The organism is Kushneria indalinina DSM 14324, from assembly GCF_003385845.1.
GTDB classification, from domain to species: Bacteria; Pseudomonadota; Gammaproteobacteria; order Pseudomonadales; family Halomonadaceae; genus Kushneria; species Kushneria indalinina.
In genome coordinates, this window is the sequence record NZ_QRDJ01000006.1 from 477,230 (window position 1) to 501,768 (window position 24,539).

Here is a 24,539-nt window from a genome sequence, read left to right on the forward strand (position 1 = left end):
CCTTCAAGGTGTCTGTATTGAGGGGTGATTCATGTGAACCATCAGGAGTACCTTGCATGACAACAGTAGGCTATGGCGATGACCGGGTTGACGTTGGCGGCCAGTTTTCCGCGCCGGGTGACAGTGCGCCGTCCTTTGCTCTGACCGGCCGGGAGATGAACGACGTCTCGCTTGAGGATTTTGCCGGGCAGCGCAAGGTGCTCTCGATCGTGCCCAGCATCGATACCGGCACCTGTGCGACGTCCACGCGCAAGTTCAATGAACAGGCGTCACGGCTGGAAAATACGGTGGTACTGGTCATCTCGGCAGATCTTCCCTTTGCCGCCGGACGCTTTTGTGGCGCCGAAGGACTGGATAACGTGCTGATGCTGTCCACCTTCCGTCACCACACCGATTTTGTTCAGGCCTACGGGGTCGATATTCAGAGTGGTCGCCCGCGTGGTCTTTGCGCTCGTGCCGTGCTCGTGCTCGATGAAAATGATCAGGTACTGCACAGCGAGCTGGTCGATCAGATCAAGAATGAACCCGATTATGAGGCGGCATTATCGGTTCTGTAGAAAGATCACATATCGGCTGGAGTTGTCAGTACGACAGGACTGACTATCCTTTCAGTGAGTGTCCTGCGATGTCGGCAGGACACAGGGACTCATGAATATTATCTGCACCAGGGAGGCATGCAATGGCCATTCAGAAGAAAGGTTCTGCCGAATGGGGAGGAAGCCTGAAGCGAGGCAAGGGCGTTGTCTCCACTGAAAGTGGGGCGCTCAAGGAAAACCCCTACGGTTTCAATACCCGTTTTGAAGGCCAGCCGGGTACCAATCCGGAAGAGCTGATCGGGGCTGCTCATGCCAGCTGTTATTCCATGGCCCTGTCCATGATTCTGGGGCAGTCGGAGCTGGAGCCTGAAAGCATCAAGACAGAGGCGACGGTGACGCTGGATCAGGACGACAGCGGCTTTTATATCAGCAAGGTCGCCCTGACAACGGTTGCCCGCGTGCCCGGCGCCGATCAGGAAACCTTCGAAAAAGCGGCCAACGATGCCAAGGAAGGATGCCCGGTATCACGCCTTTTCAATGCTGATATTACCCTTGATGCACGTCTTGAGGGCTGATTCCCGGATTCGGTGAATCGCTTGTTATCAGACAGGAAGGGCCCCGCCAAAAGCGGGGCCCTTTTGCATGACTGGCCCTTGTAGGGTTCAACGCTCTCGGGGCGCGCCCGGTTCTTCCAGTATGCCCGGGAAAATATCGTAAAAGGTGTTGGAGGCGATGCCGATCAACACAATATCGTTGCCGATTCGACGCCAGGCATATCCCTCATAGCGGGGCAGGGCCTGTTTGACGATGTCGGGCAACTGCTCACTTTCGACATTCTCCGGTAACCGTTCGCCCATCTTCAGCGGACTTGCCACGGTGTCAAAGGTGCGACGCTTGAAGTCTTCCCTGTGGGCGCCAAGGGTTCGGATGACCAGATTACGATCCACCCGTGGTCCGCTTTTGGGCTCGCGAACGGCGATGGCGCCCGGCGAGGTCTGATAGCCCTGCTGGCCCTGGGAGGCTGCCTGTGCCGGGTCTGGCAACAGTAGCGCCATCAGCAGGGCAAGGCTCAGGGGACTTGTCATAAACGCTGGACACATGCGCATTCCAGTTTCCTTCCAGCAAAAATATTGAAGCCGGATTACATTTTTTGGCGCCTTGGGTGGCGACGTTGTAATCCTCATGATGTTTGTAGTGACATACTTTGTGCGGCTGCATATGCAAGGGGCCGCTTTCTCGAAAGCGGCCCCGCAAGACGGACGAAAGGGTCATGGTGACGCAACAGGCATTCAATGCACCCGCCAGTCCTTTCCCGGACGAATAATACTGGGTGCCGGTGCCGAACCATACTTTTCATAATACGCCTGGCGCTGGCGCCATTCAGCGCGCTGAAGGCGATGTTTGAGCTGAACAAAGCCTTCCTTGTGATCGTATTCACTGTCATCGATCAACATGCCGGACGAGCGGCAGAAAGCTGAAGAAAGGTCTGTGTCTCCCTTTCCTGCTGTTTCAGCAGACGTTAAGTTGCGTCTGAAAAATTTCATGAGGCTCCCTCCCTTGTACTGTAACCAAAATGTTGCTTTTATCATGGGTACAGTATCGACAATGGCCTGATCCGTGGCTGTGCCGTTACGTTGTGTGACAGTATAGATGGTTATATCAGCAAAATTCACCCTCCTGCATCAATGATCCTTCACGGCGCTGCCCATGTCGGCTGTCACGCGCTGCCTACTCTTCGGGCTCCATCGGTGACATGCCGCCCGCCGGGGACCATCCGCCGGGACCATTCTGTCATTATAGATTCGATTTGATCCGGCAACGCAGAAAGCCATGACATCAATCTTGAGAATCTACTCTGACATCACGTCGCCCAGCGTTTGCATGAAGCGCTCGCCCCGGTCGAGCTGTTCCAGGGAGATGAACTCATCGGCGCGATGGGCCTGTTCGATGCTGCCGGGGCCGCAGATAACGGCCTGCAGGCCGGCCCGCTGGAACTGCCCGGCTTCGGTGGCATAGGCCACGGCCTGTTCCTGCTCCTGCACTCCCAGTTTGTCCAGCAGCGCCATGGCCCGGTCGTTGTCGCGGTGTTCAAGTCCCGGCACGGTGTCGGTCAGGGTGGTGGTCTCGATGGCAAAGTCGGCATTGACGGCCTTGAGAGTGGCTTCGAGTTCGTCGCTGTACTCGCGAAAGCGCTCGAAAACGGCTTCGAACCCTTCTTCGGGTAGATGGCGAATCTCCCAGTTGAATGCACAGTGCTGCGCCATGATGTTGATGGCATTGCCGCCTTCGATGGTGCCGACGTGCAGGCTGGAGTGGGGCACATTGAAGGCGTCATTGAGATGCCCCTCTTCGGCCAGCTCGCTCATGATGTCCTCGATGCGGCTGATCAGTCGTGACGCCACATGAATGGCCGAGATGCCCTGATTGACCTGGCTTGAGTGGGCGGGCACACCATGGACCACCGTTTTAAGCGTGGTAATGCCCTTTTGCAGCGTCACCGGCGCCATCAGAGTGGGTTCGCCCACAATGACGGCAGCGGGTTCGGGATGATGCCTGACCAGATGCTCGATCATGCGGGGTGCGCCCAGGCAGCCGATCTCCTCATCATAGGAGAAGGCCAGCCAGATGGGACGCTTGAGATCACGCTGGCACCAGTCCGGTACGCCGGACAGCGCGCAGGCCAGAAAGCCCTTCATGTCGCAGCTGCCCCGGCCATAAAGCCGCCCGTCCCGCTCGGTCAGCGTAAAGGGGTCGCTCTGCCAGGTCTGGCCTTCAACGGGGACGACATCGGTATGCCCGGACAGGACCACGCCGCCGGCCACATCAGGGCCGATGCGAGCCAGCAGGTTAAAGCGCTCGCCATCATCGCTTTCGATGCGCTCGTGCGTGACGCCATGGGCATCAAGAAACTGTTCGACCCATTCGATCAGGGCCAGGTTGGACTGTCGGGATAGCACGTCAAAGCCGACCAGCGTGGCCAGAATGTCGCGGGCGGCGGTCGGCAGTGAAGCAGGTGTGGTCGTCATGGCGTTCTCGATAGCTGAACAGGAGGAAAGGGATGACCCGCCGGACATCAAAAGGGCAGGTCCTGACATAAAGTGTAACGCAGCCTCGGCGCCATGAAAGATCGCGCCGCGTCGGGAACTTCTGTCGACTTTTGTGCGTGATTTTTCTGATATGATCAGCTTCGGCTCAGCCGGCATCCATCTTGCGTGATCCGCAAGCGCCGGCAGCCCACGTCGCGTGATCCGCGATCAGATTGACTCTGTATGTGCCACGTCAACTGTTTTTTAGATAGCGACCTTCCCATGAACAATGCCGATTCAAACGGACCATCGACGTCCGTGACGCGTCCGCTGGGCGCCCGCGATATCAAGACACTGGGGCTTTCCGCACTGGGCGGTGCGCTTGAGTTCTACGATTTCGTTATCTTCGTTTTCTTTGCCAGCGTAGTCGGCCAGCTGTTTTTCCCGCCTGAAATGCCCGAGTGGCTGCGTCTGGTGCAGACCTTTGGCATTTTTGCCGCCGGCTATATTGCTCGCCCCATCGGCGGAGTCATCATGGCGCACTTCGGCGACCGTCTGGGCCGCAAGAAGATGTTCATGCTTTCCATCATGCTCATGGCCCTGCCCACGCTGATCATGGGCCTTTTGCCCACCTACGCCACCATCGGTTATCTGGCCCCGATTCTGCTGCTGGCGATGCGCATGCTGCAGGGCGCGGCCATCGGCGGCGAAGCGCCCGGGGCCTGGGTCTTCGTGACCGAGCACGTGCCGGCCCGGCACACGGCCTTTGCCACCAGTACCCTGTCAGCGGGTCTGGTCGCCGGTATTTTGCTGGGTTCTCTGATGGCGACCGGGCTGAACTACGTCATGAGCGAAGAGACCCTCTACAGCTGGGGCTGGCGCGTGCCGTTTCTGGTCGGCGGCGTACTGGGCTTCGTGACGCTTTACCTGCGTCGCTACCTGCACGAAACGCCGGTATTTACCGAAATGCAGGAGAACAAGTCCCTCTCCGAGGAGCTGCCCATGCGCACGCTGCTGCGGGACTACCTGCCGGGCGTGGCCATCTCCATGATTGCCACCTGGCTTTTGACTGCGGCAGTGGTGGTCACGATTTTGATGACGCCCACGCTGCTGCAGAGCTTTGCCGGCATCGATCGCGGGCTGACGCTGCAGGCCAACTGTGTGGCGATCGTCTGTCTGATCATCGGCTGTCTGAGCGCCGGAGCGCTGGCGGATCGCATCGGGGATGGCATCGTGCTGGTGCTCTACTGTGCGGGCCTTGGCATCACCTACTTCTATTTCTTCTGGCTGATGCATTTTGATGTCTCGATGCTGTTCCCGCTCTACGCGCTTGTGGGCTTTTTCGGCGGGCTGACCGGTATCGTGCCGGCGATTGCGGTCAAGTCGTTTCCGGCCGCCATTCGCTTCACGGGGCTGTCGTTTTCCTACAACGTGGCGTATGCCATCGCCGGCGGTCTGACCCCCATGATCGTGACCACCTCGATCGAGAGCATGCCGATGTCGCCCGCCTGGTATGTGGCCATGGTCATGACCGTGGGCGTCGTCATGGGCTGTTTGCTGGCCAGACGCCATTATCACTACCGCGCAGCGCCGGCGCACTGAGACAGACTTTCCAGTCAGACGCTTATCAGCCAGGCTCATTTGAGCCTGGCTTTTTTGATGGCCATGTTAAGAGTCATCAATTTCAAGCGATCACTTTATGGACAAATCTCTCAGGGAGACACAGATGGAGATCACGCTCGAGGGCAAGACAGCGCTGGTGACCGGTGCCAATCGCGGTATTGGCGCGCACATGGCCGAATCACTCGCCCGGTCCGGCGCCAACGTGGCCTTTCATACGCGCAAGCCGCGCCAGGAGGTCAATGACACCGCCGAGCGACTGGCAAGGGAGTGTGGCGTCAAGACCGGTGTGGTAGTGGCGGACCTGGGTGATCCGAATGCCGTGGACGACATGTTTCTGCAGTTTGACGATCAGTTCGAGCAGATCGATATCCTGATTAACAATGCAGGCTTTGAAAACGCCCACGCGCTGGAAGACATGCCGCGCGAGGACTGGCAGTCCCTGATGAACGTCAACCTGAATGCGCCGTTTTACTGCTCGCAGCACGCTGCCCGACGCATGAAACAGGCCGGCAACGGTGGCGTCATCATCAACGTGCAGTCGATCCACGATGAAGTGGTCAGAAAGGGCGTGGCGCACTACAGCGTTGCCAAGGCCGGTCTCAAGACCCTGACGCGCGCCGCCGCCGTGGAGTGGGGCGAGTACGGCATCCGCGTGGTGGGGCTTTCTCCCGGCGCCATTCAGACCGATATCAACCGCGAGGACAACGAGGCGCTGGGCATCGACAACATGAACAGCTGGATCCCACTGGGCTTTATCGGCGAGACGAAGGATGTCGCCGGTGTCACGGTTTTTCTGTGCTCGGAAGAGGCGCGCTACATCACTGGCACCACCCTCTATGTTGACGGCGCCTTCATGCACAACGTCATGCGCTATGATATGCGCCCGGATCATGACCTGGGCGTCTAGTAGCCCCGGTGCGGCGCGCCCCGAAAGCGAGGGTCGCGCCATCCCCGCCCCGTGAAGGCTTCGCAGCTCCCGGCGGTACAGGTAGGATAGGCGGCTCCTACCGTCTGCTGTGCCTCCGGGAGCGCGATGTTTACTGTCCTGCATGCCAATCATCTCGAGGATCTGCGCGATCTGGCCACGGCCCTGTCAGAGCGCGACCCGCTGGCGCCGCTTGAGAGTGAAACCTTTCTGGTGCAGTCCAACGGCATGGCGCAGTGGCTGCAGCTGTGCCTGGCGCAGCATCATGGCGTGGCGGCCTCGCTGGACTTTCCCCTGCCTTCAAGCTTTGTCTGGCGCGCCTATCGCGCCGTGCTCGGCGATGACATTCCCAAACGCTCGCCCTTTGACAAGGGGCCGATGACCTGGCGATTGATGCGGCTGCTGCCGCGTCTTTTGCGTCAGAGCGAATTTGCCCCGCTGGCCCACTATCTCGATGACGAAATGCCCGTCGAGGCGCCTGCCTCCGAGGTAGAGCCCTGCGGCGAGCGCAAGAGCTATCAGCTGGCCTCAAGGCTGGCGGATCTGTTCGACCAGTATCTGGTCTACCGGCCCGACTGGATGGCGGCCTGGGCGCAGGGCGAGACCGCACCTGCCGATATCGCCCCGGTGGATCATTGGCAGCCTGTGCTCTGGCGGGCGCTGCTGGAAGATGCCTCCGACGAGGCGCAGCGCCATCACCGCGCGGCGCTGCATGATCGCTTTCTGGCCCACGCCCGCGCCCTTGAGTCCGTGCCGAAGGGGCTGCCGCGCCGACTGTTTGTCTTTGGCATTTCGGCACTGCCGTTTCAGCTGCTCGAGGCGTTGCACGCCCTGTCCGGTGTGATGGATGTGGTGCTGATGGTGGCCAATCCGTGTCGCTTTTACTGGGGCGATATCGTGGCCGATCGTGAAGCGCTGCGCGCCAGGCTCAGGCGTGAAAGCCATCGCCAGCGCCACCAGGCCGCCCCCACCCTCGAAGGTCTGGATAATGAAACGCTGCATCTGAGTGCCAACCCGCTGCTGGCCGGCTGGGGCGCGCAGGGGCGTGATTTCATCGAGGCGCTCTATGACTTCGAGGCCGACAACGCCTTCGACATGGAGCACGACATCTTTCGCGACCCGCAGCAGACGGCGCCGTCGAGTCTTTTGCACCAGCTTCAACAGGAGGTGCTGGATCTGGTCCATCCGGCCCGGCGCGCCGAAGAAGAGGGCGGCAAGCGGTTGATCGAACGCGATGATCGCTCGCTTGCCTTTACCCGCGCCCATTCGCCGCTGCGGGAAGTCGAGATCCTGCATGACCAGATGCTCGATGCCTTCGATCGCGATTCGAGTCTGCGGCCGCGGGACATGGTGGTGCTGGTACCGGACATCGAGCGCTACGCCCCGCTGATTGATGCGGTCTTCGGTCAGATCCCGCGGGATGACGCGCGCTACATTCCCTATACGGTCTCCGATCGTATCGCCTCTGGCGCGAGCCCGTTAATGAGTGCGGCGCTGTCGCTGCTGGAACTGCCCGAGCGGCGCCTTGGGGTCAGCGAGGTGCTCGACTGGCTGGAGGTGCCGGCCTTTCGCCGTCGCTTTGGCATCGAGGAGGACGAGCTCGAAAAACTCTCGCAGTGGCTGGCCGGCAGCGGCGTGCGCTGGGGTCTGGACGGTGAACATCGCGACACCCTGGAGCTGCCGGGGCTTTCAGAAAACACCTGGCAGTTCGGGCTGGACCGCATGCTGCTGGGCTTTGCCATCGGCGAGGGCAGCTTTGACGGCATCCAGGCCTATGATGAGATCGGCGGGCTGGAGGCCGACCTTGCCGGGCGCCTGGCCGAGCTGATGACGCGCCTGAGGCACTGGTACCAGCATCTGAAAACCCCCGTGAGCATTGATGACTGGGTGGCGCGGCTGGAGGAGATGCTCGATGCGCTGTTCGAACCCGTCGAGCAGAACGATTTTGACATCCTCGAGCGGCTCTCACGCGCCGCCCGGACGCTGGCGGAAGAAGGTGAGTGTGGTGATTTCAATGAGGCGCTGCCACTGGCGGTCTTTCGCGAGGCGCTGACCGACCGTCTCGATGAGGGCGGGCTGGCCCAGCGCTTTCTGGCTGGGCGGGTCAACTTCGCAACGCTGATGCCCATGCGGGCCATTCCGTTTCGCCATACTTGGCTTTTGGGGATGAACGACGGCGACTATCCTCGGGTGCGCCTGCCGCAGGATTTTGACCTGATGGCCACGCGCCATCGCAGTGGCGACCGCTCGCGTCGTGACGACGACCGCTATCTGATGCTCGAGGCGATGCTGGCCACTCGCGAGGCGCTGACCATTTCCTGGGTGGGGCGCGACCAGCGCGACAACAGCGAGCGCGCACCCTCGATTCTGGTTAGCGAACTGCTCGATACCCTGTCGATGGGCTGGCGGGCCGAAGCGAGTGACTCCGAGGCTGCGCTGCTGGCGCGTTTGATCACCACGCACCCGCTGCAGCCCTTTGCGCGCGCCTATTTCGCCTTTGATGAGACAGCGGATGCCGCCGAGCGCCCGGCACGACTGTTTACCTTTGAAAGCAGCTGGGAAAGCGTCCACCACCCCGGACCGGCCGCCGCCGCTGAACCGCTGGGGGCGGCAGCGCCGCCTGAGGAGGCCGCAGGACTTGATGACCTGGAGCGGCTGCTGAGGCGGCCCTGGTCGATCTGTACGGCCGGTCGGCTGGGCATTCATTTTCATCCGGTCGCGGTGCCGGAGGAGGACGCCGAGCCCTTCGCGCTGGATGGCCTTGAGCGCTTCAGCTTCAAGCAGCATCTGCTGGAGGGCGCCCGTCGCGAGCGCGATTTAAGCGAGATGTTGGATGAGGCGCGTCGCAAGGGCATGCTGCCGGCGCTGGGCTTTGGTGAGCGGCTGGCAGAAGATCTGATCAAGCCCCTGAGACAGCAGCTTACCCGGTGGCACGAGCTGACCGACGCGCTGGTGCCGGTCGAGGCGATGCGCATCGAGCTCCGGGACGAGGCAGGCACTCCCGTGCTGGCGGATCGCATTGACGGGCTGTGGCGCAACGAGGCGGGCGTGCTGTGTCGCTGCGTGCTGGCGCCGGCCCACTTCGGCCACCTGCGCCGCGATCGTGGCGGACGACTGACGCACTACGGCAAGCCGCATCGCCTGGTACGGGCTTGGCTCGAGCAGCTGGCGCTGGCCGCCATGGGGGAGCACGTGCTGGCAACGATCCTGTTCGAGGATCGTCAACTGGATCTGCCGGTAATCTCTGCTGACGACGCTCGCGCCACACTTTCGTCGCTGTGTCAGCAGTGGCGCGAGGCGGGAGATGCCCCGGTGCCCACGACGCTGGAGCTGGCGCTGGAGTATTTTGCCGGCTGGCCCAAAAGCGCCGATGACGAAAGCGAGAGTGACTACCGGGAGGCGGGGCTTGAACGCGCCCGGGCCTGCCATGAGGAGGCCAGCTTCAACGGGCCGGCGGCGCTGCGCGAGCGCGAACCCATGCTGGGCGAGCTGTGGCCGCGCTTTGACGCCCTTGGTGAGGCCGGTTTCGAGCGCGCCACCCGGGCGCTGTATATGCCCTTTATGGTCACGATGGCGGCGCTGGCCGATGGCGGGCGCGGCGCCGCGGGCGAGCAGGGCGCTTAAAGTCCCAGCTGATTGAGCCCCGGATGGCCCTGCGGGCGGGGACCCGGGGTGGGCCAGCGGAAACGGCGCTCGCCATCCTCGATGGGGATCTCGTTGATGCTGGCTTCGCGGCGCACCATCAGGCCGTGCTCGTTGAACTCCCACATTTCGTTGCCGTAGGCGCGATACCACTGATCGGAGCGGTCGCGCCACTCATACTGAAAGCGCACGCCGATGGTGTTGTCCGTAAAGGCCCAGAGCTCCTTGCACAGGCGATAATCGTTTTCGCGCTGCCACTTGCGGCGCAGGAATTCGATAATGGCGTCACGGCCCTGGAAGAACTCCGTACGGTTGCGCCAGCGTGAATCCTCGCTGTAGGCGCCGGCGACCTTCTCGGGCTGGCGGGTATTCCAGGCATCTTCGGCGGCACGCACCTTCTGGCGGGCAGTGTCCATGTCAAACGGGGGAAGCGGCGGGCGACTTTCCATGCGGCGACTCCATCACACGAGAGAAGAGGGAGGCTCAGGCTAGCATGTTCATGGGAGCGTGTTCATGAGGGCGCTTTCATGAAGACAGTGCCTGACACGGCGAGGCAATCATGAGGCTGCTATCCTTGTGATCATTATTCCCCTTTCTCCTCTCGGAGTATCCGAATGCGTCATCTCGATCTGCAGGTGATCCAGCAGGCTCGTGAGTGGGCCAGCGCCCACGCCACGATCTGGCTGTGCACCGTGTTAAGCACCTATGGCTCTTCACCCCGCGCGCCCGGCTCTATGCTTGTTGCCACCGGCGACGGGCAGCATGTCGGCTCGCTCTCTGGCGGCTGCGTCGAGGAAGCCTTCATCGAAAGTCTTCAGGACGGCGCCTTTTCGAAGCCGGCCACCATCGTGCGCTACGGCGAAAGTCAGGAGGAGAGCCAGCGTCTACAGCTGCCCTGCGGCGGCGTGCTGGAGGTGCTCATCGAGCGCCTTGAGGTGAGCGATGAGCTGAAGGTGCATCTGGAAGTCCTGGAAGCGACGCTTCTGGGCCGCAAGCGCCTGATTCGCCGGGTGGATCCGGAAACCGGCCGCTATCGCGTCGTGCTGGATGAATCGCCCAACGGGCCGGCCGTGGCACGCGATGATCAGGGGCTGGTGCAGATTCGCATCGGCCCGGCCCTGCGCCTGATTCTGGCCGGCATTTCGCCGGTGGCCGGCTTTTGCGCCCAGTTTGCCCGCTCGCTGGGCTATGAGGTCATCGTCTGTGACCCGCGCGATGATGTCCGGCGTGATTTCATCGCCGCCGGGCACGGCGAGGGCGTTGAGATACAGGCCGCACTGCCGGCGCTGTTTATCGCCTCGGGTGCCTGCCATGAAGCCACTGCCGTGGTCGCGCTGACCCACGATCCGCGCATCGATGATCCGGCCATGATCGAGGCGGTCAGAACGCCGGCATTCTATATCGGCGTGATGGGCTCGCAAAGGACCTCGCAAAAGCGTGCCGAGCGGCTCAAGCGCTCCGGCGGACTGAGCGATGAAGAGATTGCAAGGATTCACATGCCGATCGGCATGGACCTGGGCAGCAAGGCGCCCGCCGAGATTGCGCTGTCCGTGGTGGCCGATGTCATGCGCATTTATAACGGCAAGGCGGGCGAGACGCGCCTTGCGGCCTCGCCTGTGGCCACCGCGGTCTGATGACAGGGCCGCGGGACGATCATCCGCAGGGCACCCCCGGAGTACTGGGGCTGATACTGGCGGCGGGGCACAGCCGGCGATTTGGCGGCGACAAGCGTCTGGCCGATTTTTCCGGGCAGACGCTGCTGGCGGCTACCACGCTGGCCCTGCAGCCTCATGTTGCTTCCGTCACCGTTATATTGCGACACGGCGAGCGCCCCGAAGCGCTGGGGCTGCCGGCAGACACTGATGTCGTGCAGGCACCTTCGACGCCCATCGGCATAGGGGTCAGTCTGGCAGCCGCGGTGTCCGAGCTGCTCGCCTCAACCGAGCCCCGACATCAGCAGGGCGAGGCGCTGGCGCTGATGCTGGGGGACATGCCCCGGGTGCGCGCCGATACCTTGCACAAGCTGGTGGCACAGGCGCGCCACGATCTCATCGTGCGTCCCTGCCATCAGGGCATTCCGGGGCATCCCGTGGTGTTTGGTCGACGGTTCTGGCCGGCACTGGCCGACCTCGACGGTGACGAGGGCGCCCGGAAGCTTCTGAAACGCCATCAACAGCAGGTCGTCATGCTGGCAGTCGATGACCCGGGTATCCTCAACGATGTCGATACGCCCGCTGATCTACCTTCTCCCCAATGAAACGAGATCCCATGGTCCGAGTTGCGCTCTTTGCCGATGTCCAGAACATCTATTACACCGCCCGCGAAACCTTTGGCTGTCAGGTCAACTACGCCGCACTCTGGCGTCATGCGGTAGGGGAAGATACGGTCGTGGCCGCCTATGCCTATGCCATCGAGCGCCACGACCCGCGCCAGCAGCAGTTTCAGCATGCGCTTCGCGATATCGGCTTTGAGGTGCGGCTCAAGCCCTTCATTCAGCGCCGTGATGGCAGCGCCAAGGGCGACTGGGATGTCGGGATTACGCTGGATGTGTTCGAGACGGCGAAGAGTGTTGACCGGGTCGTGCTGATCTCGGGGGATGGCGACTTTGCCGAGCTGCTCACGCGCATTCGACAGCGTTTTGGCGTCAAGGCCGATGTGTACGGGGTTCAGGCGCTGACCGCCCAGGCCCTGAGGCAGGCCGCCGATCATTTTGTGCCGATTGAAGGCAGCCTGTTACAAAATACCCGGCGCTGAGCCGGGCATATCCCGTGTTACTGCACGCTGTAGTGATGGCCCGCCAGACACGCCGCCAGCGCGCGCTGATAGGTGTTGGCCTGCAGACGCGAGGGCGGCTCCAGCGTGGTCGCGGGGTTAAAACCGCTCTGATCGATGGACCAGCGATGGCATAGACCGCGGTCCTGCTGCTGCTGACGAAGCGTTTGATCGTTGATGGGGTAGGCGATGACATCGAACATGTCGGCACCGGCCATCTGAACCTCACGCGGTGTGGGCGTTGGCGTGTAGCGAGCGTCACTGCCGGAGGCCGCAAACCAGGTGCCGCGCGCGAGATAGTAGCGCTGATCACCGACCCAGATCGGGCGGGCATCATCGGGCAGGCCGGCACGATCAAGGGCGGGTGGGGCAGCCTGGGCAAGCGTTGCCGCCAGAAGCAGAGAAGGCAGTAGCGCGCTGATCAGGTAGTGAGGCAGGGCGAGAGACTTGACCATGAATGGACTCCATGACGCGTGACAGGCACCGCGACAGGGGCGCCCTGGTGTCATGCCAGGGTATACGACAGGAGCACGCAGCGCCATGACCCGTCACCTTTCAGTATCGCGCGTTCGCGCCATGACGCTGGCCGCGCAGGGATTCGGTGCCGACCGCGACGGCCCCGAGCCGGACAATCGAGCGCTTTTGAGCCTTGTCCGCAGGCTGGGGCTTTTGCAGATCGACAGCGTCAACGTGCTGTGCCGCGCCCACTACATGCCGCTGTATTCCCGGCTGGGGCCCTACGATCAGGGCCGGCTTGAGCGTTTCAATCAGGGCTCGCCATCACAGCGGCGCCTGTTTGAATACTGGGGGCACGAGGCCTCGCTGATTCCTCTGGAAGACTATCCGCTCTATCGCTTTCGCATGCAGCGCGCCCGTGACGGCGGCGGCGGGCTTTATAAACGCCTGGCGCGCTTTTCCCGGGAACATCCGGCATTCATCGAGCAGGCGCTCGAGGAGATCCGCCATCACGGGGCGCTGGCGGCGTCCGATCTGACCGACGGCGGGCGCGGGCAGGGCCGCTGGTGGGGCTGGAGTCACGGCAAGTCAGCGCTGGAGTATCTGTTCTGGAGCGGGCAGGTCATGGTGGCGCACCGGCGCGGCAACTTCGAGCGGGTCTACGACCTGCCGGAGCGGGTGGTCGGGCGCGACGCTGTTGAGGCGCCGATGCTGTCACCACAGGAAGCGCAGCGCGCGCTGGTTTCACGTGCGGCACGGGCCATGGGCGTGGCGAGCGTGCGGGACATGCAGCGCTATTTTCGCCTCGACGCCCGTGAGACGCGGGCACGGATCGATGAGCTGGTCGACACCGGCGAGCTGCTGCCTGCCCGGGTAGAAGGCTGGTCGATGCCGGCCTGGCAGCATGCAAAAGCACGTGTCAGCCGTCGGGCGAGTGACGCCACGGCGCTGCTGTCGCCCTTTGATCCGCTGATGTGGGACCGCGAGCGTGCCGCACGGGTCTTTGATTTTCACTACCGCATCGAGATCTATACGCCGGCGCATTTGCGCCAGTACGGCTATTACGTGCTGCCCTTCATGCTCAAGGGCCGAATGGCGGCCCGGGTCGATCTCAAGGCCGAGCGCACCTCCGGCGTGCTGCAGGTGCTGGCTGCGCACCCCGAATCGAACGTGTCGATGGAGACCCTGGCGCCGGCGCTTTATGCAGAGCTTGTACGGCTGGCCCGGTTTCTGGGCCTTGCTCGCGTGCAGGTGCAGGGCCGTGGCACGCTTGACCGGGCGCTCGAATCGGCGCGTGTCGCGGTCTGACAGGATCGAACGTCGAACTGTTACAAGATCCTCGGCAGGCGTATGGTAAATGTCATACAACCCTCACGCCGTGACCACAACCGATCAAAACCATGTCCTCTGATCACTCTACTGAAGCAGCACCTGCAGGCACCAACCTTCGTATTATCGCCATCGTCAGCTCCACCTTTGTCAGCATGCTCTGCATCGGCATGACGCTGACGGTGCTGCCGCCCTGGATGCATGGGGCGCTGGGCTTTGATGCCGTCACGGTCGGTGCTGTCATCAGCCTTCAGTTCGTGGCGACCCTGCTGTCGCGTCCCTTCTCCAGTCAGATGGCCGACCGTCTCGGCGCCAAGCGCGTGGTGCTGCTGGGCATGGGCGGCTGCGCGCTCAACGGTGCCCTGATCCTGCTGGCGGCGCTGAGTGTTCAATGGCCGCTCGCGAGTCTGGTGCTTTTGATTTTGAGCCGACTGATGCTGGGCATTTCTCAGGGCATGATCGGCACCGGGTCGCTGAGCTGGGGGATCGGGCTGGTGGGGCCGACCCTGATGAGCAAGGTCATCTCCTGGAACGGCATCGCAGGCTTTGGGGCGCTCGCTATCGGGGCGCCGCTGGGGGCCGTGCTGGCACAAAATTTCGGGGTGGTCAGCGTGGGGCTTTTCATCGTGCTGATCGGCGCACTGGCCCTGGCGCTTGCCCGGCGCCGGCCGGCGTCACCGATCGTCAGCGGCAAGCGCGTGCCGTTTGCACGCGTCTTTCGAGTGGTGGCGCCCTACGGCGGGGCGCTGGCCCTGAGCTCGGTCGGCTACGGTGTGATTGCCACCTTTATCACGCTGTATTACGCCGAGCAGCAGTGGGAGCATGCCGCCTGGGGGCTGAGTGCCTTCGGGGCGGCCTTCATCACAGCGCGCGTGCTCTTTGCCGATATCGTCAATCGCTTTGGCGGCTATCGCGTCACGCTGGTGTGCTTTGCGGTAGAAATGCTGGGGCTGCTCGCCCTGTGGCAGGCCAGCCATCCGGGCATGGCCCTGCTGGGCGCGGTGCTGGCAGGGCTTGGCGTGTCGCTGATCTATCCGGCGCTGGGGGTGGTGGCGGTGGCCAAGATCGCCTCGACCAGTCGCAGCGCCGCGCTGGGCGCCTACTCGGTCTTTCTGGATGCCGCCGTCGGTCTGACCGGACCGCTGGCGGGATTCATCGCCAACCGGGCCGGCTACTCCAGCATCTTTCTGGCAGCGGCGCTGTGTAGCCTGGCCGGCTGGGGGCTGTGTGCCGCGCTCTACACCATCTCGATCAGGCGCCGGACGCGCGCCGAGCGTCAGGCCCTGACGGAAGACGATGAGGCGCCACCCTCATCGTCAGAAACGCGTTCCCGGGCCTGAGCCCGGCGAGCGTGCGCCAGATCCTCCAGCGTATGCAGCGACAGCTGGTGCTCAAGATCAAAATATTCTCCCCACTGCTCATCGACGTGGTACGGCTCAAAGCGCCCAAAGCCGCTTTCCGGGGTAAAGGTCATCTCGCCGAAATAGACCTGGCCCTGAATGCTGTAGAGATCCACCCGAACGTAGGCAAACCCCTTTGAGAGCGTTCTGGCGCACTCGAGCAGGGTCTCAAGGGTATCGGGTCGGGTCGGGCGGCGTGATTCAGGGCTGTTGGCGTATTTGACCTGCAGTGGCAGCCACTGCCAGTCGGGGGTGAAGTAGTCCCGGCAGTGGCCGTTGAAGCGATCACTGTCAACCTGCACGATGCAGTGTGAGTGCTCGGCACCGTTGAAGCAGTGGAACTTGTAGTCGGCCGGGATGTTACCGTTGTCATCAAGCATCAGCTGTTCAACGACCAGCTGCGGCGCAATGTGGCGATACTGGGTTTCCCGCGAGCCCATGTAAAAGTTGCGGCTGAGCCAGCCAGCGGTCTGACGTTTCAGCTCTTCAAAGGAGAGGCTGCTTTTGTCGGTGACAATGCGGTTCATGGCGCTGCCATGGTTGGCCTTGATGACAAACTGCTCGGGCAGGGCATCAAACATCGCGCGCGTGAGCACCGGGCCGGAGGCGAGCAGCGGAATCAGGTGCTGCTGGCCCAGCGTATCGGCCACGAAATCGCGCACTGCCAGCTTGTCGGCCAGCTCGCGAAATACCGGACGATCGGCATCGAGCTTGAGACACGTCAGCTTCTCGCTCCAGGTGCGGGGTGTCTCCAGCGAGGGCGTGCGGCCAAAGCGTTTTTCAAACTGGCGAATCGCTTCACGGTGGTCGGAGCGTTTGAGGCGTCTGAGTCCTTCGGAGCATCGCTGGCGCAGACGCAGCAGGGAAAGCGGCTGGGTAAAAGAGGCGTTGTCGGCCATGGACACCTTCCATGAAACACGGGCTAAGAAAAGTGTCGGGACGATAGCAGGATCCATGTCGTTGTTGATTAAGTAATTGTTAAAGGCTATTAATTAACGTCTGCGCCGGGTATCTTTTTGACAAGGATACTGGGGTATCGAATATTTTTGACGATGGACAGGGACATATTCAGGCCCTGCCCGTTCTGGAGCGGAGACGATCATGAGCGACAACAATGCGCAGGGGCCCCGCGAGATCGATGATGAAACGATCGAGCTGGCGACCGAAATCTTTAACATGGCGCGCGTGGGCGATGCCGAGAAGTTCAGGGAGTGGCTGGGCCACGGTCTGCCGCCCAACATGTGCAACCACAAGGGCGACAGCCTGTTGATGCTGGCGAGCTATCATGGCCAGTTCGAGACCGTGAAGGTGCTGCTGGAGCATGGCGCCGACCCCGAAATGCGCAACGACAACGGCCAGAACCCGCTGGCCGGTGCGGCCTTCAAGGGCGATATGGCCATGGTCAAACTGCTGCTGGACAACGGCGCCGATGTCGATGGCTGCGCTCCGGATGGCAAGACGGCGCTCATGTTTGCGGCCATGTTCGATCATGTCGAGATCACGCAGTACCTGCTGGAAAAGGGCGCCGACCCGTCGCGGCGCGAAAGCCGTGGCATGACGGCCGGCCAGCTGGCCCAGGGCATGGGCGCCGAACGGACCGCAGCGCTGCTGGGTGAAACCCGCACCGATTGAACGTCTGATTCGGGCGCTGCCTGTAAAGTCTCCGGGCAGACGCGTACAATCGCCCGCCAGACTTCATCACTCACGCCCGAGCCGGTTTTCCGGCTCGGGCGCCTTTTCGGAATGCTCCCTTGCTCTCTACTGCCAATATCACCATGCAGTTTGGCCCGAAGCCGCTGTTTGAAAACGTCTCGGTCAAGTTCGGCAACGGCCATCGCTATGGCCTGATCGGCGCCAACGGCTGCGGTAAATCTACCTTCATGAAAATTCTGGGCGGCGACCTGGAGCCCTCCGGCGGGCAGGTCATGAAGGATGCCACCACACGGCTGGGCAAGCTGCGTCAGGACCAGTTTGCCTTTGAGAGCGAGCGGGTCATCGACACCGTCATCATGGGGCATGAAGAGCTCTGGCACGTGGCGGCCGAGCGCGAGCGCATCTACTCCCAGGCCGAGATGTCGGAGGAAGACGGCATGAAGGTCGCCGACCTTGAAGTGCGCTATGCCGAGCTCGACGGTTATACCGCCGAGGCCCGGGCCGGTGAGCTGCTGCAGGGACTGGGCATCGGTGACGAGCAGCACCAAAACCTGATGAGCACCGTAGCGCCGGGCTGGAAGCTGCGTGTGCTGCTGGCCCAGGCGCTCTTTGCCGACCCGGACGTGCTGCTGCTCGATGAGCCGACCAACCATCTGGACATCAATACCATCCGCTGGCTGGAAGACATCCTCAAGGCGCGTCGCGCGACGATGATCATCATCTCCCACGACCGCCACTTCCTGAACAGCGTCTGCACCCATATGGCGGATCTGGACTACGGTGAGTTGCGCCTGTTCCCGGGCAATTACGATGAGTACATGATCGCCGCCACCCAGGCGCGCGAACGTCTGCATGCCGACAACGCCAAAAAGAAGGCCGAGATCGCCGAGCTTCAGCAGTTTGTCAGTCGCTTCTCGGCCAACGCCTCCAAGGCCAAACAGGCCACGTCCCGCCAGCGCAAGATCGACAAGATCCAGCTCGAGGAGGTCAAGCCGTCCTCGCGCGTGAGTCCCTTTATCCGCTTTGAGCAGAACAAAAAGATTCATCGCCAGGCGCTAACGGTGGAAAACATCAGCAAGGCCTGGGGCGACAACGTGTTGTTCAAGCGTTTCGGACTGCAGGTCGAGGCCGGCGAGCGTGTCGCCATCATCGGTCCCAACGGGATCGGCAAGACCACGCTGCTCAACTGCCTGACCGGCGACATGGCCGTCGACAGCGGCGAAGTGAAATGGACCGATGCCGCCGAAGTCGGCTATTTCGCTCAGGACCATGCCGCGGACTTCGAAAGCGGCGATACACTCTTTGACTGGATGGGGCAGTGGACCACCGAGGGCGAGCAGCAGGTGCGCTCGGCGCTCGGGCGGATGCTCTTTTCCAACGACGACATCGGCAAGTCGGTGCGGGTTATCTCCGGCGGTGAGCAGGGCCGCATGCTCTTTGGCAAGCTGGCGCTGCAAAAGCCCAACGTGCTGGTGATGGATGAGCCCACCAACCACCTGGACATGGAATCGATCGAGGCGCTCAACCTGGCACTCGACAACTATCCCGGCACGCTGATCTTTGTCAGCCACGATCGCGAGTTTGTCAGCTCGCTGGCCACACGCATCATTGAGATGAAAGACGATGGCATTGTGGACTTCAGCGGCAGTTACGAGGACTACCTGCGCAGTCAGGGCATCTACGGCTAAGTACGTGTGAGGACGGCGTGCTGCAGCCAATCCCCAAGGCTGCAGGCGCCGCTCATTGCTGGATGACTCCCGGTGCGCCCACCCCAGGTGCCCACTTTTTTGTGCCGATAAGAGCATCTTTTGTCAGAAAACTGCCTTTGCATTGAGCAATACGGGGTTACGCATCAAGCGTTATGCCGGCCGTATTTTATAACCTGAGTTAGCGCCGTTTACGACCCGATAAGCGCCTCGCCTCTGACACGCCAGATTACTGTAATGCCGCGTAACCCTGGCGCCTTAAAAAGGGCGCCGTATGCAGCCGCGTCCTCGTTGTATAGGGAACTATCCAGTGCCGTTTGAATCCCAGGTAATGTCATGCCAACAGGGAGGGCACATCATGAGCAAGCACGGCAGCGAGCAGTTCGAGAAGTTCAAGAGCGGTCTCAAGACACAGGTAGCGGTGGCCACCAACAGCGACCGCCTGTACGAAGATGCCGAAAAACAGCGGCTGATGGTACGGCTGATGGAGACCAGGGGACTGACGCAGGAAGAGGCCGAAAAGGAAGCTGCCAGCCAGCTGCGCAACGAGTAGCCGCCAGTACATTGCGGCGTGGCCGATATTGACCGGCCACGCCCCGTTGATCAGGCCCGGCATCATTCACGATGCCGGGCCTTTTCTTTATTGCGTGGCCCTGATCAGCTCGCCGACCAGCGTTTTGATCTGCCCCAGATAGCTGCCGCTCGAAGGCGGGTTGGGATCGGAGGTCAATACGATCGTCATCGCGCGCTCCGGCACCACGAAGAGCACCTGACCGCCGTAGCCCCAGCCGTAGTACACCGGTTCATTTTCGATCTCGCCGCGAAACCAGCCATAGCCGTAGTCATCACCGTTATAAAACGAGTGCGTGCGCGGCTGCCAGGAGGTGGTGGTCCAGTCACTTGAGAGCACCTGCCGGCCGTTGTAGCGCCCTTTCAGACGATACATCTCACCGAACGCCAGAAGCGCCTGTGGCGTCATTCCCATCTCGTTGCCGCCGAAATAGATGCCCTGCGGGTCGCGCGTCCAGGGTGGGATGGCGATGTCCAGCGGCGCCCCCAGCCAGTCCCGCATCAGGGCAAGCGTCGAGCGTCCAGTGGCATGGGTCAGCGCTGCCGAGAGCAGATGGGTGTTGCCGGTGGAGTAGAGCATGCGCCCGCCGGGCTCGGCCACGAAAGGCCGTGAAAGCGCGTTGCGTACCCAGTTGTTGCTGGCCACCCAGGCGCCGTAGTGCTGCCCTGAGGTGCGCTCAAGCCCCGCCTGCATCGACAGCAGGTGGCCCACGGTAATCTCACGGATTCGCGGGTCGGCCTCCGCGGGGATCTGGTTGGCGGCCAGCAGTTCGACAATCGGCTGATCGACGCCCTGGATCACGCCGCGCTCGATGGCCTCCCCCACGGGGGCCGACATCAGCGTCTTGGACAGCGACTTGATATTGGCCGTCTGGTTCGTGCGGTGGCCGCGATAGTCGCGATCGATCACGGTCTCGCCGTGAATGGCGACCATCAGGGTATGGGTGCGCGGCAGGGCGCCGGCGCGATTTTCCAGATGGGACAGCGTTGATGAATCAAGGCTGACAGGTGCGGCGGACGAGGGCATCGACACCAGCCAGAACGCACCGGCCACTAGCAGGGCATAACATACGTGTCCGGGCTGTCGCATGCGGGCCACTCCCTTGAAAAACGTCAACAGATGCCTCGAAGTGTGGCGTATATCCCGGGTGTTTGCTTGCCTCTGACAGGGTCATGGTCCGCTGAGCCTGGTCTGTGCCCCATAATAAATCGTTCGCCGAAGGCGTTGCGTCGCGTGCATGCTGTCAGGGCTGTCGATGTTTTATCCTCTGTGGGAGATTGTCATGACGCGACCCAATGTATTGATCCTGATGGCGGATCAGGTCAACGGCACGCTGTTTGAGGGCGGCCCGGCCGATTTTCTGCACACGCCACACCTGAAAGCGCTGGCCCAGCGCAGCGTACGGTTCAACAACGCCTATACGCCCAGCTATCTCTGCGCGCCGGGGCGGGCGGCCTTCATGTCAGGGCAGCTGCCCTCGCGCACCGGCGTCTATGACAACGCCGCCGAGTTTCCCTCGAGCGTGCCGACCTGGGCGCACCATCTCAGGCGCGCCGGCTATCAGACCTGTCTGTCCGGCAAGATGCATTTCGTGGGGCCCGATCAGCTGCATGGGTTCGAGCGCCGGCTGACCACCGATGTCTATCCGCCCGACTTTGGCTGGACGCCGGACTATCGCCGGCCCGGGGAGCGTATTGACTGGTGGTATCATAATCTGGGGTCGGTCACCGGCGCGGGCGTGGCTGAAATCTCCAATCAGATGGAATATGACGACGAGGTTGCCTTTCATGCCGAGCAGAAGCTCTTTGACCTGGCTCGTGGTCATGATGAGCGACCCTGGGCGTTGTGCGTGAGCTTTACCCATCCGCACGACCCCTACGTGGCACGGCGGAAGTTCTGGGATCTCTACAACGACTGCGACCACCTTGAGCCGAAGCTTGCAGAAGTACCCTATGCCAAACAGGACTCGCACTCAAAACGTCTTTACGAGGCCAACGACTACACAAAATTCGACATCCAGCCGGAAGATGTGCGCCGGGCGCGGCAGGGCTATTTTGCCAGCCTGTCCTATGTGGATGACAAGGTGGGCGGCATTCTGGACGTGCTCAGGCGCACCCGCATGGATGAAAACACCATCGTGGTATTTGTCTCCGACCACGGCGACATGCTCGGCGAGCGCGGGCTGTGGTTCAAGATGAGCCCCCTTGAGGGCTCCTCGCGCGTGCCGCTGATGATCAGCGCGCCGGGTATTGATCCGCAGTGCATCGATACGCCGGTGTCATCGATTGATATCAATCCGACGCTGGCCGAGCTGGTCGGCATCGATGTCAGTGCCATTGCGGACTGGACTGATGGCGAGTCGCTCGTGCCGCTGATCCGCGGGGAGAAGCGTACGTCGCCGGTCTATATGGAGTACGCCGCCGAGGGCACGATTGCGCCGCTGGTAACCATTCGCGACGGTCAGTGGAAATTCAATCACTGCGAGATGGATCCGCCGCAGCTGTTCAATCTGGAAGACGACCCGGATGAGCAGCGCAACCTGGCCGAAGACCCCGACCACGCTGCGGTACTGGAAGACTTTACGCGCCGGATGCGCAACCGCTGGGACATGGCACGCTTTGACGCTGATGTGCGGGAGAGTCAGGCGCGGCGGCTGATCGTCTATGAAGCCCTGCGTAACGGACACTACTTTCCCTGGGATCACCAGCCGCTGCAGGTGGCCTCCGAGCGCTACATGCGCAATCACATGGATCTCAATGTGCTCGAAGATGCGCAGCGCTTTCCGCGCGGGAAATAAATCGCCGGCAGTGCTCGAGCCTTGTTCCTCGGGGCGGGGCCATGAAACTTCCGAATGGGGCATCAGGAGCTTTCATGGCAGCGTTTGGCCACACGCGTACCCTCATTGTCCTGACCGACACTGACGGAGGGGGCGCAGCATGCAGGCATTCTGGACGGGACTGGGGCTCGGGCTTTCATTGATCATGGCGATCGGCGCGCAGAACGCGTTCGTGCTGCGCCAGGGCCTCCGGGGAGAGCATATCCTGTGGGTCTGTCTGTTTTGTGCATTGTCGGATGCGCTGCTGTTGACGTTCGGCGTCTATGGTGCCGCGACCCTGACTGCGCGCTTCCCTGCGCTTGATGACGTCATGCGCCTTGTCGGTGCGATCTTCCTGTTGCTCTATGGTGTTCGGGCCATGCGCTCAGCCCTTCGCGGCGGGCAGGCGCTCGACCCGGCTGGCCAGGCCGGGGCTTCTTTGGGCAGAACACTGGCGGTATGCCTGGCGCTGACCTGGCTCAATCCGCATGTTTATCTGGACACGGTGATGCTGGTGGGGGCGGTCTCGGCGCAGCAGACGCCAAAGGCGGCGTTTCTGGCCGGCGCGGTGGTGGCGTCCTTCACCTTCTTTTTCGCTCTGGGGTACGCAGCGATACGCCTGCGCCCGCTGCTGGTCAGGCCGCGTGCCTGGCAGGGTCTTGATGGTGTGATGGCGATTTTGATGTGGGCTGTGGCCCTGTCACTGTTGTGGCCCATGGTCGTATCGCCGTGAAAAATTTATTGTGAAAGGAAGGCCGCATTAATGAATACCAGATCATGGTTGAACAACGTTCATGGTGTCGGTGAATAACCCTTGCTGGTATTCACATTGGCGCCACGGCATATTGTTTGACGATAAAAGCTACGTGATGAAAAAAGCTGTTCTGCAGCACTTGTTGATTAAGGAATGATCATGTCTTTACCCATGCCTCCCTACCGCGCCGACACGGTTGGCAGTCTGCTGCGCAGCGACAGCATCAAGCACGCGCGTGAACAGCACGCGCAGGGGACCATCGACCAGGCATCTCTCAAGGCCATTGAGGACGAGGAGATCACGCGGCTGGTCAAAAAGCAGGAGTCACTGGGGCTCAAGGCCGTGACCGATGGCGAGTTGCGCCGCGCCTGGTGGCATTTCGATTTTCTCGAGCACCTCAAGGGTGTCGAGGGATTCGAGTCCGAGCAGGGCATCCAGTTTCAGGGTCGTCAGACGCCATCACACGGCGTGCGGGTGGTGGATCGTGTCGGGTTCAACCCGGATCACCCGATGCTTGAGCATTTTCGCTATCTCAATGCGCAGACGACCGGCTCCGTCGCCAAGATGACGATTCCAAGCCCCAGCGTGCTTCATTTTCGCGGTGCCGCTCAGGTCGATCGCAGTGTCTATGCCGAGTGGGGCAGCTACTTCAACGATCTGGCCGATACCTGGCGCGAAGCCATCCAGGCGTTTTATGACGCGGGCTGTCGCTACCTGCAGCTGGATGACACGGTGTGGGCCTATCTCTGCTCTGACAGTGAGCTGGAGGCAGCGCGCGAGCGGGGTATCGAGGCGCCAGAAAAGCTTCAGTACGTCTACGCCGATGTCCTCAACCGGGCACTGGAGGGCCGGCCGGCCGACATGCACATCAGTCTGCACGTCTGTCGTGGCAATTTCCGCTCGACCTGGATCAGCGAGGGCGGCTATGAGCCGGTGGCGGAAACGCTGCTGGGCAGCGTCAATGTCGATGCCTTCTTCCTGGAGTACGACACTGACCGGGCGGGCGACTTCAAGCCGCTGCGCTTTCTGCCTCGCGGTCATCAGCAGGTCGTGCTGGGACTGGTCACGACCAAAAGCGGTGAACTCGAAGCCGGTGAGCAGATCCGGGAGCGCCTCAATGAGGCCAGCGAATTCGTGCCGATGGACCAGATCTGTCTGAGTCCGCAGTGCGGCTTTGCCTCGACCCATGAGGGCAACAACCTCACCGAGCAGCAGCAGTGGGAAAAGCTGGACCTGATCGTCGATCTCGCCGAGGAGTCCTGGGGCTACTAACCAGGCCCGGGAGATGTTCATCAACGCCTGACCGTTCTCCGGTCAGGCGTTTTTCATGC

General features: G+C 61.9%; 23 protein-coding genes. 16 read left to right on the forward strand and 7 right to left on the reverse strand.

Annotated features, from left to right (window positions below):
- Nucleotides 1–56: 56 nt before the first annotated feature.
- Complete coding sequence (gene tpx, locus C8D72_RS02230; protein WP_115852773.1) at nt 57–557, forward strand: thiol peroxidase; 501 nt, start codon at nt 57–59, stop codon at nt 555–557.
- 122 nt (nt 558–679) lie between these two features.
- Nucleotides 680–1,111, forward strand: coding sequence for an OsmC family protein (locus C8D72_RS02235; protein ID WP_115852774.1), 432 nt, complete (start codon nt 680–682; stop codon nt 1,109–1,111).
- A gap of 87 nt (nt 1,112–1,198) precedes the next feature.
- On the opposite strand, the gene C8D72_RS02240 is transcribed toward C8D72_RS02235, so the two are convergent.
- The 3 genes from C8D72_RS02240 to argE all read right to left on the reverse strand — a co-directional run bounded on the left by C8D72_RS02240 (nt 1,199) and on the right by argE (nt 3,562).
- Nucleotides 1,199–1,621, reverse strand: a complete 423-nt coding sequence (locus C8D72_RS02240) for an RcnB family protein (RefSeq protein ID WP_170140465.1) — start codon at nt 1,619–1,621, stop codon at nt 1,199–1,201.
- Nucleotides 1,622–1,825: 204 nt separating this feature from the next.
- Nucleotides 1,826–2,080, reverse strand: a complete 255-nt coding sequence (locus C8D72_RS17300) for a hypothetical protein (RefSeq protein WP_147301489.1) — start codon at nt 2,078–2,080, stop codon at nt 1,826–1,828.
- A 306-nt stretch (nt 2,081–2,386) separates the two neighbouring features.
- On the reverse strand, nt 2,387–3,562 hold the full coding sequence (gene argE / locus C8D72_RS02245) for an acetylornithine deacetylase (protein ID WP_115852776.1): 1,176 nt from the start codon (nt 3,560–3,562) through the stop codon (nt 2,387–2,389).
- Nucleotides 3,563–3,844: 282 nt separating this feature from the next.
- On the opposite strand from argE, the gene C8D72_RS02250 reads away from it, so the two are divergent.
- The 3 genes from C8D72_RS02250 to recC all read left to right on the forward strand — a co-directional run bounded on the left by C8D72_RS02250 (nt 3,845) and on the right by recC (nt 9,734).
- Entirely contained in the window at nt 3,845–5,164 is a 1,320-nt protein-coding gene (locus C8D72_RS02250) for an MFS transporter (RefSeq protein ID WP_115852777.1), read from the forward strand.
- A 124-nt stretch (nt 5,165–5,288) separates the two neighbouring features.
- Nucleotides 5,289–6,092 carry an SDR family NAD(P)-dependent oxidoreductase gene (locus C8D72_RS02255; RefSeq protein ID WP_170140466.1) on the forward strand — a complete coding sequence of 268 codons (804 nt, stop codon included), beginning with the start codon at nt 5,289–5,291 and terminating at the stop codon, nt 6,090–6,092.
- A gap of 126 nt (nt 6,093–6,218) precedes the next feature.
- On the forward strand, nt 6,219–9,734 hold the full coding sequence (recC, locus tag C8D72_RS02260) for an exodeoxyribonuclease V subunit gamma (RefSeq protein WP_115852779.1): 3,516 nt from the start codon (nt 6,219–6,221) through the stop codon (nt 9,732–9,734).
- Here recC and C8D72_RS02265 read toward each other — a convergent pair.
- On the reverse strand, nt 9,731–10,201 hold the full coding sequence (locus C8D72_RS02265; protein ID WP_115852780.1) for a nuclear transport factor 2 family protein: 471 nt from the start codon (nt 10,199–10,201) through the stop codon (nt 9,731–9,733). The two genes, recC and C8D72_RS02265, sit on opposite strands and share 4 nt — an antisense overlap.
- 165 nt (nt 10,202–10,366) lie before the next feature.
- On the opposite strand from C8D72_RS02265, the gene C8D72_RS02270 reads away from it, so the two are divergent.
- Genes C8D72_RS02270 through C8D72_RS02280 form a run of 3 tightly spaced genes read left to right on the forward strand, consistent with a single transcriptional unit; the run spans nt 10,367 to nt 12,506 of the window.
- On the forward strand, nt 10,367–11,386 hold the full coding sequence (locus C8D72_RS02270) for an XdhC family protein (RefSeq protein ID WP_115852781.1): 1,020 nt from the start codon (nt 10,367–10,369) through the stop codon (nt 11,384–11,386).
- Nucleotides 11,386–12,009, forward strand: a complete 624-nt coding sequence (locus C8D72_RS02275) for a nucleotidyltransferase family protein (protein ID WP_115852782.1) — start codon at nt 11,386–11,388, stop codon at nt 12,007–12,009. Before C8D72_RS02270 ends, C8D72_RS02275 begins: the two co-directional genes overlap by 1 nt.
- 11 nt (nt 12,010–12,020) lie before the next feature.
- A complete protein-coding gene (locus C8D72_RS02280) occupies nt 12,021–12,506 on the forward strand; it encodes a LabA-like NYN domain-containing protein (RefSeq protein WP_115852783.1) in 486 nt (161 codons plus the stop codon).
- Between the two features lie 17 nt (nt 12,507–12,523).
- Here C8D72_RS02280 and C8D72_RS02285 read toward each other — a convergent pair whose 3' ends face one another.
- Nucleotides 12,524–12,979, reverse strand: coding sequence for a hypothetical protein (locus C8D72_RS02285; RefSeq protein WP_115852784.1), 456 nt, complete (start codon nt 12,977–12,979; stop codon nt 12,524–12,526).
- Between the two features lie 85 nt (nt 12,980–13,064).
- Here C8D72_RS02285 and C8D72_RS02290 point away from each other — a divergent pair, with 85 nt between their 5' ends.
- Complete coding sequence (locus tag C8D72_RS02290; RefSeq protein ID WP_115852785.1) at nt 13,065–14,288, forward strand: winged helix-turn-helix domain-containing protein; 1,224 nt, start codon at nt 13,065–13,067, stop codon at nt 14,286–14,288.
- Between the two features lie 92 nt (nt 14,289–14,380).
- Nucleotides 14,381–15,649, forward strand: coding sequence for an MFS transporter (locus tag C8D72_RS02295; RefSeq protein WP_115852786.1), 1,269 nt, complete (start codon nt 14,381–14,383; stop codon nt 15,647–15,649).
- On the opposite strand, the gene C8D72_RS02300 is transcribed toward C8D72_RS02295, so the two are convergent.
- A complete protein-coding gene (locus tag C8D72_RS02300; RefSeq protein WP_170140467.1) occupies nt 15,586–16,608 on the reverse strand; it encodes an ATP-grasp fold amidoligase family protein in 1,023 nt (340 codons plus the stop codon). The two genes, C8D72_RS02295 and C8D72_RS02300, sit on opposite strands and share 64 nt — an antisense overlap.
- 202 nt (nt 16,609–16,810) lie before the next feature.
- Here C8D72_RS02300 and C8D72_RS02305 point away from each other — a divergent pair, with 202 nt between their 5' ends.
- From C8D72_RS02305 to C8D72_RS02315, 3 genes are all read left to right on the forward strand, one after another.
- Entirely contained in the window at nt 16,811–17,341 is a 531-nt protein-coding gene (locus tag C8D72_RS02305) for an ankyrin repeat domain-containing protein (RefSeq protein WP_115852788.1), read from the forward strand.
- Between the two features lie 119 nt (nt 17,342–17,460).
- Entirely contained in the window at nt 17,461–19,050 is a 1,590-nt protein-coding gene (locus C8D72_RS02310; protein ID WP_115852789.1) for an ABC-F family ATPase, read from the forward strand.
- A 376-nt stretch (nt 19,051–19,426) separates the two neighbouring features.
- Nucleotides 19,427–19,621 (forward strand): hypothetical protein, encoded by a 195-nt coding sequence (locus C8D72_RS02315; RefSeq protein WP_115852790.1) that lies wholly within the window; start codon nt 19,427–19,429, stop codon nt 19,619–19,621.
- Between the two features lie 87 nt (nt 19,622–19,708).
- On the opposite strand, the gene C8D72_RS02320 is transcribed toward C8D72_RS02315, so the two are convergent.
- The gene (locus C8D72_RS02320; protein WP_170140468.1) at nt 19,709–20,728 is read right to left on the reverse strand and encodes a serine hydrolase domain-containing protein; all 1,020 of its coding nucleotides are present in this window, start codon (nt 20,726–20,728) and stop codon (nt 19,709–19,711) included.
- Between the two features lie 193 nt (nt 20,729–20,921).
- On the opposite strand from C8D72_RS02320, the gene betC reads away from it, so the two are divergent.
- The 3 genes from betC (at nt 20,922) to C8D72_RS02335 (ending at nt 24,480) form a co-directional block, all read left to right on the forward strand.
- Nucleotides 20,922–22,436 carry a choline-sulfatase gene (gene betC, locus C8D72_RS02325; RefSeq protein ID WP_115853577.1) on the forward strand — a complete coding sequence of 505 codons (1,515 nt, stop codon included), beginning with the start codon at nt 20,922–20,924 and terminating at the stop codon, nt 22,434–22,436.
- A gap of 139 nt (nt 22,437–22,575) precedes the next feature.
- Nucleotides 22,576–23,187 carry a LysE/ArgO family amino acid transporter gene (locus C8D72_RS02330; RefSeq protein ID WP_115852791.1) on the forward strand — a complete coding sequence of 204 codons (612 nt, stop codon included), beginning with the start codon at nt 22,576–22,578 and terminating at the stop codon, nt 23,185–23,187.
- Between the two features lie 180 nt (nt 23,188–23,367).
- Complete coding sequence (locus C8D72_RS02335; protein WP_115852792.1) at nt 23,368–24,480, forward strand: cobalamin-independent methionine synthase II family protein; 1,113 nt, start codon at nt 23,368–23,370, stop codon at nt 24,478–24,480.
- Nucleotides 24,481–24,539 lie beyond the last annotated feature (59 nt).

Bases quoted from the DNA above. Each gene is read 5' to 3' on its own strand.
- tpx (WP_115852773.1), top strand. From the start codon at position 57: ATGACAACAGTAGGCTATGGCGATGACCGGGTTGACGTTGGCGGCCAG.
- C8D72_RS02235 (WP_115852774.1), top strand. From the start codon at position 680: ATGGCCATTCAGAAGAAAGGTTCTGCCGAATGGGGAGGAAGCCTGAAG.
- C8D72_RS02240 (WP_170140465.1), bottom strand. From the start codon at position 1,621: ATGACAAGTCCCCTGAGCCTTGCCCTGCTGATGGCGCTACTGTTGCCA.
- C8D72_RS17300 (WP_147301489.1), bottom strand. From the start codon at position 2,080: ATGAAATTTTTCAGACGCAACTTAACGTCTGCTGAAACAGCAGGAAAG.
- argE (WP_115852776.1), bottom strand. From the start codon at position 3,562: ATGACGACCACACCTGCTTCACTGCCGACCGCCGCCCGCGACATTCTG.
- C8D72_RS02250 (WP_115852777.1), top strand. From the start codon at position 3,845: ATGAACAATGCCGATTCAAACGGACCATCGACGTCCGTGACGCGTCCG.
- C8D72_RS02255 (WP_170140466.1), top strand. From the start codon at position 5,289: ATGGAGATCACGCTCGAGGGCAAGACAGCGCTGGTGACCGGTGCCAAT.
- recC (WP_115852779.1), top strand. From the start codon at position 6,219: ATGTTTACTGTCCTGCATGCCAATCATCTCGAGGATCTGCGCGATCTG.
- C8D72_RS02265 (WP_115852780.1), bottom strand. From the start codon at position 10,201: ATGGAAAGTCGCCCGCCGCTTCCCCCGTTTGACATGGACACTGCCCGC.
- C8D72_RS02270 (WP_115852781.1), top strand. From the start codon at position 10,367: ATGCGTCATCTCGATCTGCAGGTGATCCAGCAGGCTCGTGAGTGGGCC.
- C8D72_RS02275 (WP_115852782.1), top strand. From the start codon at position 11,386: ATGACAGGGCCGCGGGACGATCATCCGCAGGGCACCCCCGGAGTACTG.
- C8D72_RS02280 (WP_115852783.1), top strand. From the start codon at position 12,021: ATGGTCCGAGTTGCGCTCTTTGCCGATGTCCAGAACATCTATTACACC.
- C8D72_RS02285 (WP_115852784.1), bottom strand. From the start codon at position 12,979: ATGGTCAAGTCTCTCGCCCTGCCTCACTACCTGATCAGCGCGCTACTG.
- C8D72_RS02290 (WP_115852785.1), top strand. From the start codon at position 13,065: ATGACCCGTCACCTTTCAGTATCGCGCGTTCGCGCCATGACGCTGGCC.
- C8D72_RS02295 (WP_115852786.1), top strand. From the start codon at position 14,381: ATGTCCTCTGATCACTCTACTGAAGCAGCACCTGCAGGCACCAACCTT.
- C8D72_RS02300 (WP_170140467.1), bottom strand. From the start codon at position 16,608: ATGGCCGACAACGCCTCTTTTACCCAGCCGCTTTCCCTGCTGCGTCTG.
- C8D72_RS02305 (WP_115852788.1), top strand. From the start codon at position 16,811: ATGAGCGACAACAATGCGCAGGGGCCCCGCGAGATCGATGATGAAACG.
- C8D72_RS02315 (WP_115852790.1), top strand. From the start codon at position 19,427: ATGAGCAAGCACGGCAGCGAGCAGTTCGAGAAGTTCAAGAGCGGTCTC.
- C8D72_RS02320 (WP_170140468.1), bottom strand. From the start codon at position 20,728: ATGCGACAGCCCGGACACGTATGTTATGCCCTGCTAGTGGCCGGTGCG.
- betC (WP_115853577.1), top strand. From the start codon at position 20,922: ATGACGCGACCCAATGTATTGATCCTGATGGCGGATCAGGTCAACGGC.
- C8D72_RS02330 (WP_115852791.1), top strand. From the start codon at position 22,576: ATGCAGGCATTCTGGACGGGACTGGGGCTCGGGCTTTCATTGATCATG.
- C8D72_RS02335 (WP_115852792.1), top strand. From the start codon at position 23,368: ATGTCTTTACCCATGCCTCCCTACCGCGCCGACACGGTTGGCAGTCTG.